Raw genomic sequence first — 14,521 nt, 5'->3', positions numbered from 1 at the left:
CAAGCCAACCACCACTGGGCAGCGCACCCAAATCCGGGTTGACAGCCACACACCGAACAGATGTTCTATTATCGAGGTGGGGGCTCGGCAGGATCACAACAGGAGGCCCGATGCGCTGGGACAATCTGAGAGAAAGCCCGTCCGCGCTGTTCGGCACGGACGTCGTCACCCGAACGGTGGACACCCCCGAATTCCGCGGCATCACCTTCCACGAGGTGCGGGCCCGCTCGATCGTCAACCGCGTGCCGGGCGCCTCCCGGATGCCGTTCGAATGGACCGTGAACCCGTACCGCGGGTGCAGCCACGCCTGCGTCTACTGCTTCGCACGCAAGACGCACGGCTACCTCGACCTGGACACCGGCCTCGGCTTCGACTCCCAGATCGTGGTCAAGGTCAACGCCCCGGAGCTGCTGCGCCGGGAGCTGGCCGCGCCCCGCTGGCGCGGCGACCACATCGCGATGGGCACCAACGTCGACTGCTACCAGCGGGCCGAGGGGAGATACGCGTTGATGCCCGGGATCCTCGCGACCCTGCGGGACCACGCCAACCCGTTCTCGATCCTCACCAAGGGCACCCTGATCCTGCGCGACCTGGAGCTGCTGCGGCAGGCCGCCGAGGTCACCGACGTCGGCGTCTCGGTCTCCGTCGGGTTCCTGGACGACACGTTGTGGCGGACCCTCGAACCCGGCACGCCCGCTCCCGGGCGGCGGCTCGACGGGGTGCGGACCCTCACCGCCCACGGCCTCACCTGCGGGGTGCTGATGGCCCCGGTGGTCCCGTTCCTGTCCGACTCACCGGAGCAGCTGCGGGCCACGGTCCGGGCCGTCGCCGAGGCGGGCGCCGGCTCGGTCACGCCACTGGTGCTCCATCTGCGGCCCGGCGCCCGCGAGTGGTTCCTGACCTGGCTGGGCCGCCACCACCCGCACCTGGTGCGCCGCTACGAGACGCTGTACGCCGGCGGTTCGTACGCGCCCACGTGGTACCAGCGCCGGATCACCCGGCAGGTGCACGAGCTGGCGGCCGAGTACGGCCTCGGTCCGTTCCGGCCGGGCCAGGCCCGCCGGATCCCGCCGAAACCCACCGCGGCTCCCGAACCAGACCCGGAGGCCACGCAGTTGACGCTGCTCTGAAGCGGCGGCGGTGTGCCGAACGGGCCCGTCCGCGAGCTCAGGACCGGGCGGCGGCCGCGGGCGGAACGGCGTCCAGGACGCGTGCCAGGCGGTCGCGGGCGGCCACCTGGGCGGCGATCCGCCGGTCGATGACGGCGAGCCGGTCGCGGGCGATCCGCAGGCCCTCCGGCGAGGGTGGCGCGGTGGTCAGGTCGCCGTCCAGGCATGCCCGGAAGCAGGCGATGTCGGCGAGGGTGAGGCCGGCGTCCAGGAGGTGCCGGATGTTGCGGACCCGGACGACGGCGCGGTCGTCGTAGACCCGGTAGCCGTTGGCCGCCCGCTCCGAGCCGATCAGGCCCTCGCTCTCGTACTTGCGCAGCGCCCGCGGCGACACCCCGGTGAGGTCCGCCAGTTCCCCGATCCGCACCGGATCGCCTCCCCTCGTAGGGGCCGGTCCAGCGGCGCGGTCCGGCCGTGCGCCCCGGCCCGCACCTACGCTACCGACCCCCGGTCAGCCGACCACCGCGCCCCCGTCCACCGGCAGGATCACCCCGGTGACGAAGGCCGCGTCCGGGGCGGCGAGCCGGGTGATGGCCCAGGCGACCTCCTCCGGGCGGCCGATGCGGCCCATCGGGGTGTGCTCGATCTGCCAGGCGCGCAGGGCCGCCCGGTGTTCCGGGGACCAGCCCTGGTGGTCCGCGATCGGGGTGTCGATCGCGCCGGGCGCCACGCCCACCACCCGGACGCCGCGCGGCGCCAGCTCCACCGCCCAACTGCGGGTGAGGAGTTCCAGGCCGGTCTTGGTGGCGGCGTAGACGGAGTTGCCCGGCCAGCCCCGTTGGCCGACCGAGGTGCTGATGTTCACCACCACCCCGCCGGTGCGCTCCAGTTGGGGCACCGCTTCCTGGGTGAGCAGGACCGGCGCGACCAGGTTGGTGGCCAGTTGGGGAGCCATGGACTCCTTGGTGTGGGTGCCGAGCGCGCCGCTGCCGACCACCGCGGCGTTGTTGACCAGGACGTCCAGCCGGCCGTAGGTCGCGACGGCGTGCCGGACGACGGCCTCAGGCGTGCCGTCCGCGGTGATGTCGGCGGGGTACGGGGTGATCGTGCCGTCGGTGCCGGCGGCCAGGGCGGCGGTCTCAGCCAGTGGTCCGGGGCGGCGCCCCACGGCCACCACGTGCGCCCCTTCCGCCGCGAACGCGCGGGCCGCGGCCCGGCCGATACCGGTGCCGGCCCCGGTGATGACGACGACCCGGTGCGAGGTGGCGGGCAGTTCCGCCGCGGTGTGTGGGACGTGCGGTGCAGGTGTGTTCTCAAGGGATGCGTGTGCCATGTCGGGAGTCTCGGACCCTGTCCCCAGGGGCAAGGTCAAACGCGGTATCCGAGGGACGGCCGTCCGGCCCGAAATCCGATTGACCGGTGTCCACCGCGGATCCGACGCTCTGCGGCAGGGACCGGACCGGGGAGGCGGACATGACACGGGACGACATGCGGGGTGCGGACGGGGCTTTTGAGGGGATGACGGAGCAGCCGCCGCGCGGGGTGCGGATACGCGAGATGGCGGAGGGCGATGTCGACGCGGTCTCGGCGGTGCGGGTGCGCGGCTGGCAGGCGGCGTACCAGGGGCTGATGCCGCAGGCGTATCTGGACGCGATGAGTGTGGCGGAGGACGCCCGGCAGCGACGGGAGTGGTTCGCGCGCCGCCGGCCCGAGGTGTGGGAACTGGTGGCGGAGCGGGCCGGCGAGGTCATCGGCTGGTTGGCCGCCGGCCCCACCCGGGACCCCGCTCTCACACGGGAGCCCGCATACGCCCGACACGTCGAACTCCCCCTGAGACAAGGGGAGTTGTCGGACGACCGGCGACCGGCGGCCGAACTGATGGCCCTCTACGTGGCGCCCGCCCGCCTCGGCACGGGCATCGGCCGGGCACTGCTGGACGCCGGCACGGCCCGGGCGCGGGCCCGCGGATACGGCGCGCTGTACCTGTGGGTGGTCCAGGGCAACGCCCGCGCCCAGCGGTTCTACGAGCGGGCCGGTTTCGCACCGGACGGGGCACAGGAGGCGTACGACGTGGGCGGGTGGCGCGTCCCGGAGCTGCGCTACCGGCGGCCGCTCCCGTAGGCGGGCGGGCCGGCCCCGGGACTTCAGACCGGCGGGCCGGCACCGTTCCCCTGCCCCTGCACCCCACCGGCGGACGGACCACCGGTGCCGACCCCGGGCGGGTCCTCGTGGACGCCGAGCCGAGCCAGCGACGCGGCGGCGGCCGCGGCGAGCCGGGGGTGACCGGCGGCCGCCCGCAGCGCCGCCACCGCCCGCTTGTCGCCCAGTGCGCCCAGGCCCTCCACACAGGCCAGCGCCACCCGCCAGTAGGGGTTATGCGGGATCAGCAGCCGCTCCAGGGTCGCGATCAGGGCGGGGACGGACTGCGGGGCGCGGAGTTCGGCGAGCAGCCGGACGGGGTGCAGGGCGTAGGCGGTGCGCAGCGGGTTGGTGGCGAGGGCGGCCGCGGCGCGGGCGGTGCGCGGGTCGCCCAGCTTGCCGAGGGCGTGTGCGGCGGTGGCGCAGCGGACCGGTTCGCGGTAGTTCAGCAGCAGGACCAGGGTCTCGAAGGCGCGCTTGTCGCCGGCGCAGCCGAGGATGAAGGCGGCGATCTCCCGGGCCCACAGGGGGCGCTCCACCGCGGTCAGCATCCGGGCCAGTTCCTCGCGGCCCGCCGGGGTGTTCTTGCGGGCCAGACCGAGCAGCCGCTCGTAGGCGACCAGATCCTGCGGGGAACGGAGTTCGGCCCGCACCCGGTCCGTCAACTCGTGGAATTCGTCTTCCATTTGCCGCTTCCCTCCCTGCCGGCGGCCCTGGTTCGCAGGGCGTGGCCGGCACCACAACCTAATGACCCGCATTACCCCTGGCGCTTCGGTTACCCACCGGTTAACCTGCTGGAACGAGCAGCACCCCTGCTCGGGCGGCCTGGTGACGCAGCCGCCGGAGTGTGACGTCGGTTCGGCACACCACACAGCACCACGCGTACGCGGGCACAGCAGCCCCGCGCCACGCACACCCTCACAGCACGCCCCTTGCGAGGGGAAGCGGTACGGCCTCGGGACAGGGCCCGCCGCGCTCCTCCACCACAGGCGCTGCTCGCAGTGCCGTGGCTTCCCGCGGCCCTTTTGCCGCCGGTCGGCCGCGCCTTGCCGCAGCCCCGCCCGTGCGCTCAACCCCTCAGTCGTCACTTCCTCCCCTGCTCCAGGGGAACACCTTCAGGAGTCTCGCGATGGGCCGTCAGTCCACCCCTGATCTCTCCACCTCCCCCTCCGCCGAACCCGCCGCCGCACCCGTTTCCGGTGCCCTGCCCACCATCGCCGTCGTCGGCCTGGGCACCATGGGCACCGGTATCGCCGAGGTGCTGACCCTGGCCGGCCGCGAGGTCATCGGCATCGACACCGACGAGGCGGCGGTGCGGCGGGCCCGCGCCGCCCTCGAAGCCTCCACCGCCCGCGCCGTGCAGCGCACGCGGATCACCGAACAGGAGCGACAGGACGCGCTGTCCCGGTTCCGCACCTTCGACGATCTCCAGGCCGCCCGGGACGCCGATCTGGTCATCGAGGTGGTGCCGGAGGAGTACGACCTCAAGCGGGAGGTCTTCACCACGTTGGACGGCATCGTCCGCCCGGACACCATCCTCGCCACCGGCACCAACGCACTGTCGGTGACCCGGCTCGCGGCCGACTCGATGCGCCCCGAGCGGGTGCTCGGCGTCCACTTCTTCAACCCGGCGCCGGCCATGAAGCTGGTCGAGGTGGTCTCCTCGGTGCTGACCGCGCCGGCCGCGGTCGCCGCCGTCACCGACCTCGCCCACGAGTTGGGCAAGGACCCGATCGCGGTGGGCGACCGCCCCGGCTTCGTCGCCGACGGCCTACTCTTCGGCTACCTCAACCAGGCCGCCGCGATGTACGAGTCGAAGTACGCGACCCGGGAGGACATCGACGCCGCGATGCGCCTCGGTTGCGGCCTGCCGATGGGGCCGTTGGCGCTGCTCGACCTGATCGGCGTGGACACCGCCCGGACGGTCCTGGAGGCCATGTACGCCGAGTCCCGCGACCGGCTGCACGCGCCCGCGCCGGTCCTCGGCCAACTCGCGGACGCGGGGCTGACCGGCCGCAAGGCGGGCCGCGGCTTCTACACCTACGAGGCTCCCGGCTCCGCGACCGTCGTGCCGGACGGCCAGACCCCGACGACCGGCGACGACGCCGGGCAGAGCGCCGGCCGCCCGGTCCGCAGCGTGGGGGTGGCCGGTTCCGGGACGATGGCCAGCGGCATCGCGGAGGTGTTCGCCAAGGCCGGCTTCACGGTGGTGCTGGCCGCCCGCAGCCTGGAGAAGGCGGAGCGGGCCAAGGCGCGGATCACGAAGTCACTGGGCCGCTCCGTGGACAAGGGACGGCTGACCGCCGAGGCGCGCGATGCGGCGCTGGCGGCGATCACCCCGGCCGGGTCGCTCGATGCGTTCGCCGACGTCGACCTGGCGGTGGAGGCGGTGGCCGAGGACCTGGCCGTCAAGCAGCAGTTGTTCCGGACCCTGGACAAGGTCTGCAAGCCGGGTGCCGTGCTGGCCACCACCACCTCCTCCCTGCCGGTCGTCGCGTGCGCCCGCGCCACCTCGCGCCCGCAGGACGTCATCGGGATGCACTTCTTCAACCCGGCGCCGGCCATGAAGCTGGTCGAGGTGGTCCGCACCGTCCTCACCGACGACGAGGTGCACGCCACGGTGCGCGCGGTCTGCACCAAGGTGCGCAAGCACCCGGTGGACTGCGGCGACCGGGCCGGATTCATCGTCAACGCGTTGCTGTTCCCGTACCTGAACAACGCGGTCAAGATGGTGCAGGAGCACTACGCCTCCCTGGACGACATCGACGCCGCCATGAAGCTGGGCGGCGGCTACCCGATGGGGCCGTTCGAGCTCCTGGACGTGGTCGGCCTGGACGTCTCCCTCGCCATCGAGAAGGTGCTGCACGCCGCGTTCCGCGACCCGGGGCTGGCCCCGGCGCCGCTGCTGGAGCACCTCGTCGCGGCGGGCTGCCTCGGCCGGAAGACCGGCCGCGGCTTCCGTGAGTACGCCCGGCGCTGACCCGCGGCGGCGCCCCGGGGGCGGGTGGGGCGGACTGCTGGAGCCGTCGAACGGTCGATCCGGCAGTCCGCCCCAGGTCACGGGGGTCGGGGCGGTACCTCGTGCCGCAGGCCGCAGGAATATGCAGTACCTTCCCCACATGTCCCAGCCCGCTCGCCCGCAGTCGTCCGACGCCTCCGACACCCCCACTCCCGGCACCCGCCGGGCGGCCGCCCAACGTCTCAAAATGCGCCGCGAGCTCTCGACCGCCGCCATGGAGCTGTTCGCGACGAAGGGCTACGAGGCGACCACGGTCGACGAGATCGCGGCCGCCGCGGGCGTCGCCCGGCGCACCTTCTTCCGCCACTTCCGCTCCAAGGAAGAGGCGATCTTCCCCGACCACGACGACACGTTGGTGCGCGCCGAGGCCGTCCTGGACGCCGCCCCGCCGCACGAGAACCCCCTCGACACGGTCTGCCGCGGCATCAAGGAAGTCATGCGGATGTACGCGTCCGCCCCGGCGGTGTCCGTGGCCCGTTACCGCCTCACCCGCGAGGTACCCACCCTCCGGGAGGCCGAGATCGCCTCGGTGGCCCGCTACGAGCGGTTGTTCACCCGCTATCTCCTGGGCCACTTCGACGAGGGCGCGCACCGCGAGGGCGACGACGATCCGCTGCTCGCCGAGGTCGCCGCGTCCGCCGTGGTCACCGCGCACAACCACGTTCTGCGCCGCTGGCTGCGGGCCGGCGCGGAGGGCGACGTCGAGACCCAGCTCGACCACGCCTTCGAGATCGTCCGGGAGACCTTCGGCGCGGGCATCGGCGCCGGCCGGACGACGTCCACCGAGACGCCCCCGGCGACGGTCTCCCGCGAGGGCGAGGTGCTGGTCACGGTGGCCCGCACGGACGCCCCGCTCGACGAGGTCATGCGCACCATCCGCAAGGCGCTCAAGGAACGGCGCTGACCACGGCCGGCGGCCGCCGGCCGGGCCAAGATCCGCGGAGCGCCTGACGGGCCCGCTCCGCTCGTGCTATCCACGGGAACGTGGAGGACGCGAGCGGGGCGGGGCCAACTCCGGGCACGCACAACAACTTCAGTGGCGGGAAGGCGCAGAACGTCTACCAGGCCGGCCAGATCTTCTTCGGCGCCTCCGGTGACACTCCCGCTCCCTTCGCCGCCCCCGACTCCCTGCCGCCCCGCCCCGGTCGCTTCTACGGGCGTCGCGACGCGGTGGCCGGCCTCCTGGCCCGGCTGACGCCCGGTCAGCGCGAAGAGCCCGCGCGGGTCCTCGCGCTCACCGGCGAGGGCGGGATCGGCAAGTCCACCCTGATGGCGTTCGCCGCCCATGAGGCGAAGGCGCTGTTCCCCGGCGGGGTGGTCGCCGAGTGTGCCGGCGCCCACAGCGGACGGGACCCGCTGAGCACCGAACAGCTGCTGCGTGGCTATCTCTTCCAATTCGGCATTCCCACGGACCAGTTCGCGCCGCACCTGAGTGGCCTTCAGGCCCAGTTCAGCAGGACGATGCGCGGCGCGGCCGGCCCGGTGCTGGTCCTCCTCGACGACGCCGTGGCCGAGGACGACCTCACCCCGCTGGTACCGCCCGACGGACGTCACCGCCTGCTGGTCACGCTCCGCACCGCGCCCGCCTCGGCGGCCGTCACCGTCCTGCGGCTGGACACCCTCGCGCCGGAGCACTCCTTGGAGTTGCTGGCGGCCGCGTCCGCCGCTCCGGTCCCGCGGGCCGAGCTCGCCGAGATCGCCGAGCTGTGCGGCCATCTGCCACTCGCCCTGGATGTGGTGGCGGGCCGACTGCGGGACGTCTCCGACAGCGCCGGCCGGGTGCTGACGTCGTTACGTCCGCCGGGCCAGCGGCTGGCCGAACTCGGCCTCGTGCGGCGGGCGTTCACCGCCTCATACCGGACGCTTGGCCCCAAGGACGCCCGGCTGCTACGCCACTTGGGGCTGCACCCCGGTACCGGGATCGACGCCGGTTCCGCCGCCGCCCTTGCCGACGTCCCGGAGGCGAACGCCGACCGGGCCCTGCGCCGCCTGGTCCAGGCCCATCTGTTGCACCCGGCCGGCCCGGAGGGCCACGTCCGCTTCCACGACCTGCTGCGCCTCTATGCACGCGAACTGGCCGACGGGGAACCGGAGTCCGCGCGCACGGGCGCCCTGGACCGACTGCTGGACCACTACGCGCGGTGCGCCGCCGAGGCCGAGGACGCGTGGTTCGTCCAGGAGCGGGCGACGCTGACGGCGGCCGTCGCGGAGGCTGCTGAGCGGGGGCTGGACCGGCGGGTGGAGCCGCTCGCCCGCCCGCTGGGTGCCTGTCTCGCACGCCGCGGACTGGCGGTTGACGCGTTGGCCGTGCTGCGGTCCGGGGTGCTGGCCGCGCAGCGGCGCGGCGACCACGAACAGGAGGCGGAGCTGCTGCGGGCGATGCGGCAGCAGTACCGCGCGGTGGGGCGACCGGCGGAGGCCGAGGCGTGCGCGGAGGCGGGCCATCTCGCCTGGGTGCGGGCGGGTGTGCAGCCGGCCGCGTTCCACGACGACCTGGGGGAACAGGCGGCGGACCGGGAGGACTTCGCCGGTGCGGTGCACCATCTGGAAAAGGCTCAGGCGCGGTGGTCGCGGCACGAGGGGCGGCGGGCGGCCGCGTCGCTGAGCGCCCTGGGCGAGGCCCTGGAGCAGCTGGGCGACGCCGACGCGGCGGCCCTGTCGTACTGGCTGGCGGGGCGGACCGCCGTCGATGCCGGGGACCGCACGGTCCAGGCGTACGTCTGGCTGAGGCTCGCCCGCCGGGCCGACGACCCGCACGACCGGCTGAGGCTGATCGAGGGCGGTCTGGACGCGGCGCGGAAGGCCGGTGACGTGCGCGCGACGATCGAGGCGCTGGCCGCGCAGGCCGGGGCGCTGATCGAGAACGACCGGCCGGTGGACGCCGAACCGCTGCTCAAAGAGGCCCTCGACCTGGCCTACGAGCACCACCTCGTACTGCTCCGGGACCGGCTGCTGACCCAGGAGCTGTCCCGGCTGACGCAGGCGGGGGACCTGCCGGCCGCGGCGCGGCTGCGGGCCAAGCTCGCCCGTGCCGAGCCACCGGCGCCGCCCGCGGTCCCCGCGCCCCCGGTCCGGCACCCACCCCACCACATCCGCCCCATCCTCCTCCGGCTCTTCGCGCTCCCGCTCTGTGCCGCCGTATGGGCCACCGGCTGCCTGGCCTGGGCCCTGGCGTGCGGCGGCCCGGGCGCGGTGGGGCTGGGGCTCGCGCAGTGGGGGCTGGCCGCGGCCACCGGGTGGGCGGCCCGGCGGGTGTGGCTGCGCGGCCGGGGCGGGCGGGTCGGCGAGCTGGCCGCGGTGGCGACGCACCGGTGCCATGCGGCGCTGGGCGTCGCGCTGCTCCCGGTCGGCGTCCGGGTGGGCATGCCGGCGGCCGGCGCGGGCTCCGTGGCCCTGCTGGCCCTGCACTCCGCCGCCCAGTGGTGGCCGGTGATCCGGACCTACCGGCTCCGCCGGAGTCGCCGGAAGTCGGCCTGACGCCTCACCCGAATGGCGTAACGGATACCCATCCGCCGTCCGCACACAGACCAGCACGTACCGCAACGAACCATCCCCCCATCGGCCCCTCCGTTGCTCATGCGTGCCGCCCGGGTGACATCTGAGAGAAATTCTTGGCACTCAGTGTCTTGTCGGCTGGCACCGGGTGTCATACGTTGGAGGTGTCCGGGCGGCCGGCGCACCTACCCAACCCTGGTGTGCCGACTGTCCCCGCAAGCACTTTGCGCGCCCGGACGCCTGCGTCACAGGCACTCCCCCAGCTACCGCCGGGGGGACCCCACCGCGCTCACCCGCGCAATGCCAAGCACCACCGGCCGAACCGACGGCACCACCGCCGCTCCACCCCCGACGTTCCCTCAAGCCGTTCCCCACGCGCTTCGCCGGAGGCATACCGTGAACCAGATACTCGATGCGATCCTCGCGCCGGACAGTACGCGCGAAGACTTCGCCGCCCTCCCCCTCCCCGAGTCGTACCGCGCGGTCACCGTGCACAAGGACGAGGCCGAGATGTTCGCCGGCCTGTCCACCCGTGAGAAGGACCCCCGCAAATCGCTGCACGTCGAGGACGTGCCGGTGCCCGAACTCGGGCCGGGCGAGGCGCTGGTGGCCGTCATGGCCTCTTCGGTGAACTACAACTCGGTCTGGACCTCGATCTTCGAGCCGATGTCGACGTTCGGGTTCCTGGAGCGCTACGGCAAGCTCTCCCCGCTCACCAAGCGGCACGACCTGCCGTACCACGTCATCGGCTCCGACCTGGCCGGCGTGGTGCTGCGCACCGGCCCCGGCGTCAACGCTTGGCACCCCGGTGACGAGGTCGTCGCGCACTGCCTCTCCGTCGAGCTGGAGTCCTCCGACGGCCACAACGACACCATGCTCGACCCGGAGCAGCGGATCTGGGGCTTCGAGACCAACTTCGGCGGCCTGGCGGAGATCGCGCTGGTCAAGTCCAACCAGCTGATGCCCAAGCCCAAGCACCTGAGCTGGGAGGAGGCGGCGGCGCCCGGTCTGGTCAACTCGACCGCGTACCGGCAGCTGGTCTCGCAGAACGGCGCGGCGATGAAGCAGGGCGACAACGTCCTGATCTGGGGCGCGAGCGGCGGTCTGGGCTCGTACGCGACGCAGTTCGCGCTGGCCGGTGGCGCCAACCCGATCTGTGTGGTCTCCAGCGACCAGAAGGCGGAGATCTGCCGGAAGATGGGCGCCGAGGCGATCATCGACCGCAACGCCGAGGGCTACAAGTTCTGGAAGGACGAGCACAACCAGGACCCCCGGGAGTGGAAGCGCTTCGGGAAGCGGATCCGCGAGCTGACCGGCGGCGAGGACGTCGACATCGTCTTCGAGCACCCGGGCCGGGAGACCTTCGGCGCCTCCGTGTACGTCACCCGCAAGGGCGGCACGATCGTGACCTGCGCCTCGACCTCCGGCTACCAGCACGAGTACGACAACCGCTACCTGTGGATGTCGCTGAAGCGGATCGTCGGCTCGCACTTCGCCAACTACCGGGAGGCGTGGGAGGCCAACCGGCTGATCGCCAAGGGCAAGATCCACCCGACGCTGTCGAAGACGTACACCCTTGAGGAGACCGGCCAGGCGGCGTACGACGTGCACCGCAACCGCCACCAGGGGAAGGTAGGCGTGCTGGCCCTCGCGCCCGAGGAGGGCATGGGCGTGCGCGACGAGGAGATGCGCGCCAAGCACATCGATGCCATCAACCTGTTCCGGGACGCGCCCGCGGAGCGGACCGGCAACCCCAGCAGGAACGTCTGAGGACCAGTTCATGACTGAGCGTCAGAAGGATCGTCCGTGGCTGATGCGGACGTACGCCGGGCACTCCACCGCCGAGGCGTCCAACGAGCTGTACCGGCGCAACCTCGCCAAGGGCCAGACCGGCCTGTCGGTCGCGTTCGACCTCCCGACGCAGACCGGCTACGACCCCGACCACATCCTGGCCCGCGGCGAGGTCGGTCGGGTCGGGGTCCCGGTGTCCCACCTCGGTGACATGCGACGACTGTTCCAGGACATCCCGCTGGAGCAGATGAACACCTCGATGACCATCAACGCCACCGCCATGTGGCTGCTGGCGCTCTACCAGGTGGTCGCCGAGGAGCAGGGTGCCGACATCACCAAACTGTCGGGCACCACACAGAACGACATCGTGAAGGAGTACCTCTCGCGCGGGACGCACGTCTTCCCGCCGGGCCCTTCGCTGCGGCTGACCACGGACATGATCACGTACACGGTCAACCACATCCCCAAGTGGAACCCGATCAACATCTGCAGCTACCACCTACAGGAGGCGGGCGCCACACCGGTCCAGGAGATCGCGTACGCGATGTCCACCGCGATCGCCGTACTCGACGCGGTGTTCGCCTCCGGCCAGGTGCCCGAGGAGCGGCGCGGCGAGGTCGTCGCCCGGATCTCGTTCTTCGTGAACGCGGGCGTGCGTTTCGTCGAGGAGATGTGCAAGATGCGCGCCTTCGGCCGCATCTGGGACAAGATCACCCGTGAGCGTTACGGCATCGAGAACGCCAAACAGCGCCGCTTCCGCTACGGCGTGCAGGTCAACTCCCTGGGGCTGACCGAGGCGCAGCCGGAGAACAACGTCCAGCGCATCGTGCTGGAGATGCTGGCCGTCACCCTCTCCAAGGACGCCCGCGCCCGCGCCGTCCAACTCCCCGCCTGGAACGAGGCGTTGGGGCTGCCGCGCCCCTGGGACCAGCAGTGGTCGCTGCGCATCCAACAGGTCCTCGCGCACGAGTCGGACCTGCTGGAGTACGAGGACATCTTCGCCGGGTCACACGTCATCGAGGCCAAGGTGGACGCCCTGGTGGCGGACTGCCTGGCCGAGATCGACCGGATCCAGGAGATGGGCGGCGCGATGGCGGCCGTGGAGTCCGGGTACCTGAAGTCGCAGTTGGTGTCGGCGCACGCCGAGCGCCGGGCCCGCATCGAGTCCGGCGACGAGAAGATCATCGGCGTCAACTGCTTCCAGGGCACCGAACCCAACCCGCTCACCGCCGACCTGGACACCGCGATCATGACGGTGGACCCGGCCAACGAAGAGGGCGTCGTGCGGGCCCTGGACACCTGGCGGGACAACCGCGACGAACTGCGGGCCCAGGAGTCGCTGTCGGCCCTGAAGAAGGCCGCGGCGGGCGACGCCAACCTCTTCCCGGCCACCCTGGAGTGCGCCCGCGCCGGCGTGACGACCGGTGAGTGGGCCTGGGCGCTGCGGGACGTCTTCGGCGAGTTCCGGGCCCCCACGGGCGTCTCCGGTGCGCCGGTGGCGGTGACCGCGGAGGCCGGCTCGACGCTGGCGGCGGTCCGCGAGAAGGTCGCGAAGACCGCGGCCGATCTGGGCGGCGGCCGGCTGCGGCTGCTGGTCGGGAAGCCCGGCCTGGACGGGCACAGCAACGGCGCCGAGCAGATCGCGGTGCGCGCCAGGGACGCCGGCTTCGAGGTGGTCTACCAGGGCATCCGGCTCACCCCGGAACAGATCGTGTCGGCGGCGGTCGCCGAGGACGTGCACTGCGTGGGGCTGTCGATCCTGTCGGGGTCGCACGCCGCGCTGGTGCCGGACGTGCTGAACCGGCTGCGCCGCGCCGGCGCCGGTGACCTGCCGGTCATCGTGGGCGGCATCATCCCGTCCGCGGACGGCGCGGCCCTGCGCGAAGCGGGTGTCGCCGCCGTCTTCACCCCGAAGGATTTCGGGATCACGGAGATCATCGGCCGTATCGTCGACGAGATCCGCACCGCGAACCAACTCGACCCGTTGGAGGTCCCCGCATGACCGCCCCTGTTCAGCGGCTGCGTCCGCGCCGTTCGTGCCTGGCGGTGCCCGGCAGCAACCCCCGCTTCCTGGAGAAGGCCCAGGGCCTCCCGGCCGACCAGGTCTTCCTGGACCTGGAGGACGCCTGCGCACCGCTGGCCAAGCCGGAGGCGCGGCACACCATCGTCAAGTTCCTCAACGAGGGTGACTGGACGGGCAAGACGCGGGTGGTGCGGGTCAACGACTGGACCACCGAGTGGACCTACCGGGACGTCGTCACGGTCGTCGAGGGCGCCGGCCCCAACCTCGACTGCATCATGCTGCCGAAGGTGCAGGACGCCGCGCAGGTGACCGCCCTGGACCTGCTGCTGACGCAGATCGAGAAGACCATGGGCTTCGAGGTCGGCCGGATCGGCATCGAGGCGCAGATCGAGAACGCCAAGGGCCTGGTGAACGTCGACGCGATCGCCGCCGCCTCGCCCCGCCTGGAGACCATCATCTTCGGTCCGGCGGACTTCATGGCGTCCATCAACATGAAGTCCCTGGTGGTCGGCGAGCAGCCGCCCGGCTACCCGGCGGACGCCTACCACTACATCCTGATGCGCATCCTGATGGCGGCCCGCACGCACAACCTCCAGGCCATCGACGGCCCTTACCTCCAGATCAAGAACGTCGACGGGTTCCGCGAGGTGGCCGGCCGGGCGGCCGCGCTGGGCTTCGACGGCAAGTGGGTGCTGCACCCGGGTCAGGTGGAGGCGGCCAACGAGGTCTTCTCGCCGTCCCAGGAGGACTACGACCACGCCGAGCTGATCCTCGACGCGTACGAGTGGTGCACGTCCGAAGCGGGCGGGAAAAAGGGTTCGGCGATGCTCGGCGACGAAATGATCGACGAGGCGAGTCGCAAAATGGCCCTGGTCATCGCCGGAAAGGGCCGGGCCGCCGGCATGGCCCGCACGTCCACTTTCGAAGCCCCGGAGGCATGAGCGC

At 72.4% G+C, this 14,521-nt stretch carries 11 protein-coding genes; 8 read left to right on the top strand and 3 right to left on the bottom strand.

Going from position 1 to position 14,521, the window contains the following annotated elements; genetic code table 11:
• The first annotated feature begins 110 nt into the window (after nucleotides 1–110).
• Nucleotides 111–1,130, top strand: coding sequence for an Rv2578c family radical SAM protein (locus ACO0M4_RS07520; protein ID WP_430368962.1), 1,020 nt, complete (start codon nucleotides 111–113; stop codon nucleotides 1,128–1,130).
• A 37-nt stretch (nucleotides 1,131–1,167) separates the two neighbouring features.
• Here ACO0M4_RS07520 and ACO0M4_RS07515 read toward each other — a convergent pair whose 3' ends face one another.
• Together ACO0M4_RS07515 and ACO0M4_RS07510 are read right to left on the bottom strand one after the other, a co-directional pair.
• Nucleotides 1,168–1,536, bottom strand: a complete 369-nt coding sequence (locus ACO0M4_RS07515) for a MerR family transcriptional regulator (RefSeq protein ID WP_430368960.1) — start codon at nucleotides 1,534–1,536, stop codon at nucleotides 1,168–1,170.
• An 84-nt stretch (nucleotides 1,537–1,620) separates the two neighbouring features.
• Nucleotides 1,621–2,442, bottom strand: a complete 822-nt coding sequence (locus tag ACO0M4_RS07510) for an SDR family NAD(P)-dependent oxidoreductase (RefSeq protein ID WP_430368959.1) — start codon at nucleotides 2,440–2,442, stop codon at nucleotides 1,621–1,623.
• A gap of 224 nt (nucleotides 2,443–2,666) precedes the next feature.
• Here ACO0M4_RS07510 and ACO0M4_RS07505 point away from each other — a divergent pair, with 224 nt between their 5' ends.
• Entirely contained in the window at nucleotides 2,667–3,230 is a 564-nt protein-coding gene (locus tag ACO0M4_RS07505; RefSeq protein ID WP_430371288.1) for an N-acetyltransferase family protein, read from the top strand.
• Between the two features lie 23 nt (nucleotides 3,231–3,253).
• Here ACO0M4_RS07505 and ACO0M4_RS07500 read toward each other — a convergent pair whose 3' ends face one another.
• Nucleotides 3,254–3,934 carry a HEAT repeat domain-containing protein gene (locus ACO0M4_RS07500; RefSeq protein ID WP_430368957.1) on the bottom strand — a complete coding sequence of 227 codons (681 nt, stop codon included), beginning with the start codon at nucleotides 3,932–3,934 and terminating at the stop codon, nucleotides 3,254–3,256.
• 443 nt (nucleotides 3,935–4,377) lie between these two features.
• On the opposite strand from ACO0M4_RS07500, the gene ACO0M4_RS07495 reads away from it, so the two are divergent.
• From ACO0M4_RS07495 to ACO0M4_RS07470, 6 genes are all read left to right on the top strand, one after another.
• Nucleotides 4,378–6,228 carry a 3-hydroxyacyl-CoA dehydrogenase family protein gene (locus tag ACO0M4_RS07495; RefSeq protein ID WP_430368956.1) on the top strand — a complete coding sequence of 617 codons (1,851 nt, stop codon included), beginning with the start codon at nucleotides 4,378–4,380 and terminating at the stop codon, nucleotides 6,226–6,228.
• A gap of 139 nt (nucleotides 6,229–6,367) precedes the next feature.
• Entirely contained in the window at nucleotides 6,368–7,171 is an 804-nt protein-coding gene (locus ACO0M4_RS07490; protein ID WP_430368954.1) for a TetR family transcriptional regulator, read from the top strand.
• 80 nt (nucleotides 7,172–7,251) lie between these two features.
• Nucleotides 7,252–9,744 carry an NB-ARC domain-containing protein gene (locus tag ACO0M4_RS07485; RefSeq protein WP_430368952.1) on the top strand — a complete coding sequence of 831 codons (2,493 nt, stop codon included), beginning with the start codon at nucleotides 7,252–7,254 and terminating at the stop codon, nucleotides 9,742–9,744.
• A gap of 414 nt (nucleotides 9,745–10,158) precedes the next feature.
• Nucleotides 10,159–11,532: a crotonyl-CoA carboxylase/reductase gene (gene ccrA / locus ACO0M4_RS07480; RefSeq protein ID WP_430368950.1), complete on the top strand. Its 1,374-nt coding sequence runs from the start codon at nucleotides 10,159–10,161 to the stop codon at nucleotides 11,530–11,532.
• 10 nt (nucleotides 11,533–11,542) lie between these two features.
• Nucleotides 11,543–13,555, top strand: coding sequence for a protein meaA (locus ACO0M4_RS07475; protein WP_430368948.1), 2,013 nt, complete (start codon nucleotides 11,543–11,545; stop codon nucleotides 13,553–13,555).
• Entirely contained in the window at nucleotides 13,552–14,517 is a 966-nt protein-coding gene (locus ACO0M4_RS07470) for an HpcH/HpaI aldolase/citrate lyase family protein (protein WP_430368946.1), read from the top strand. The genes ACO0M4_RS07475 and ACO0M4_RS07470 overlap by 4 nt, the downstream gene beginning before the upstream one ends.
• The last annotated feature ends 4 nt before the right edge of the window (nucleotides 14,518–14,521 follow it).

Origin of the sequence: Streptomyces sp. RGM 3693 (assembly GCF_050471125.1) — a bacterium.
GTDB lineage: Bacteria > Actinomycetota > Actinomycetes > Streptomycetales > Streptomycetaceae > Streptomyces.
The sequence above is the reverse complement of the archived record's forward strand: the minus strand, read 5'-3'. Positions and strand labels throughout refer to the sequence as shown.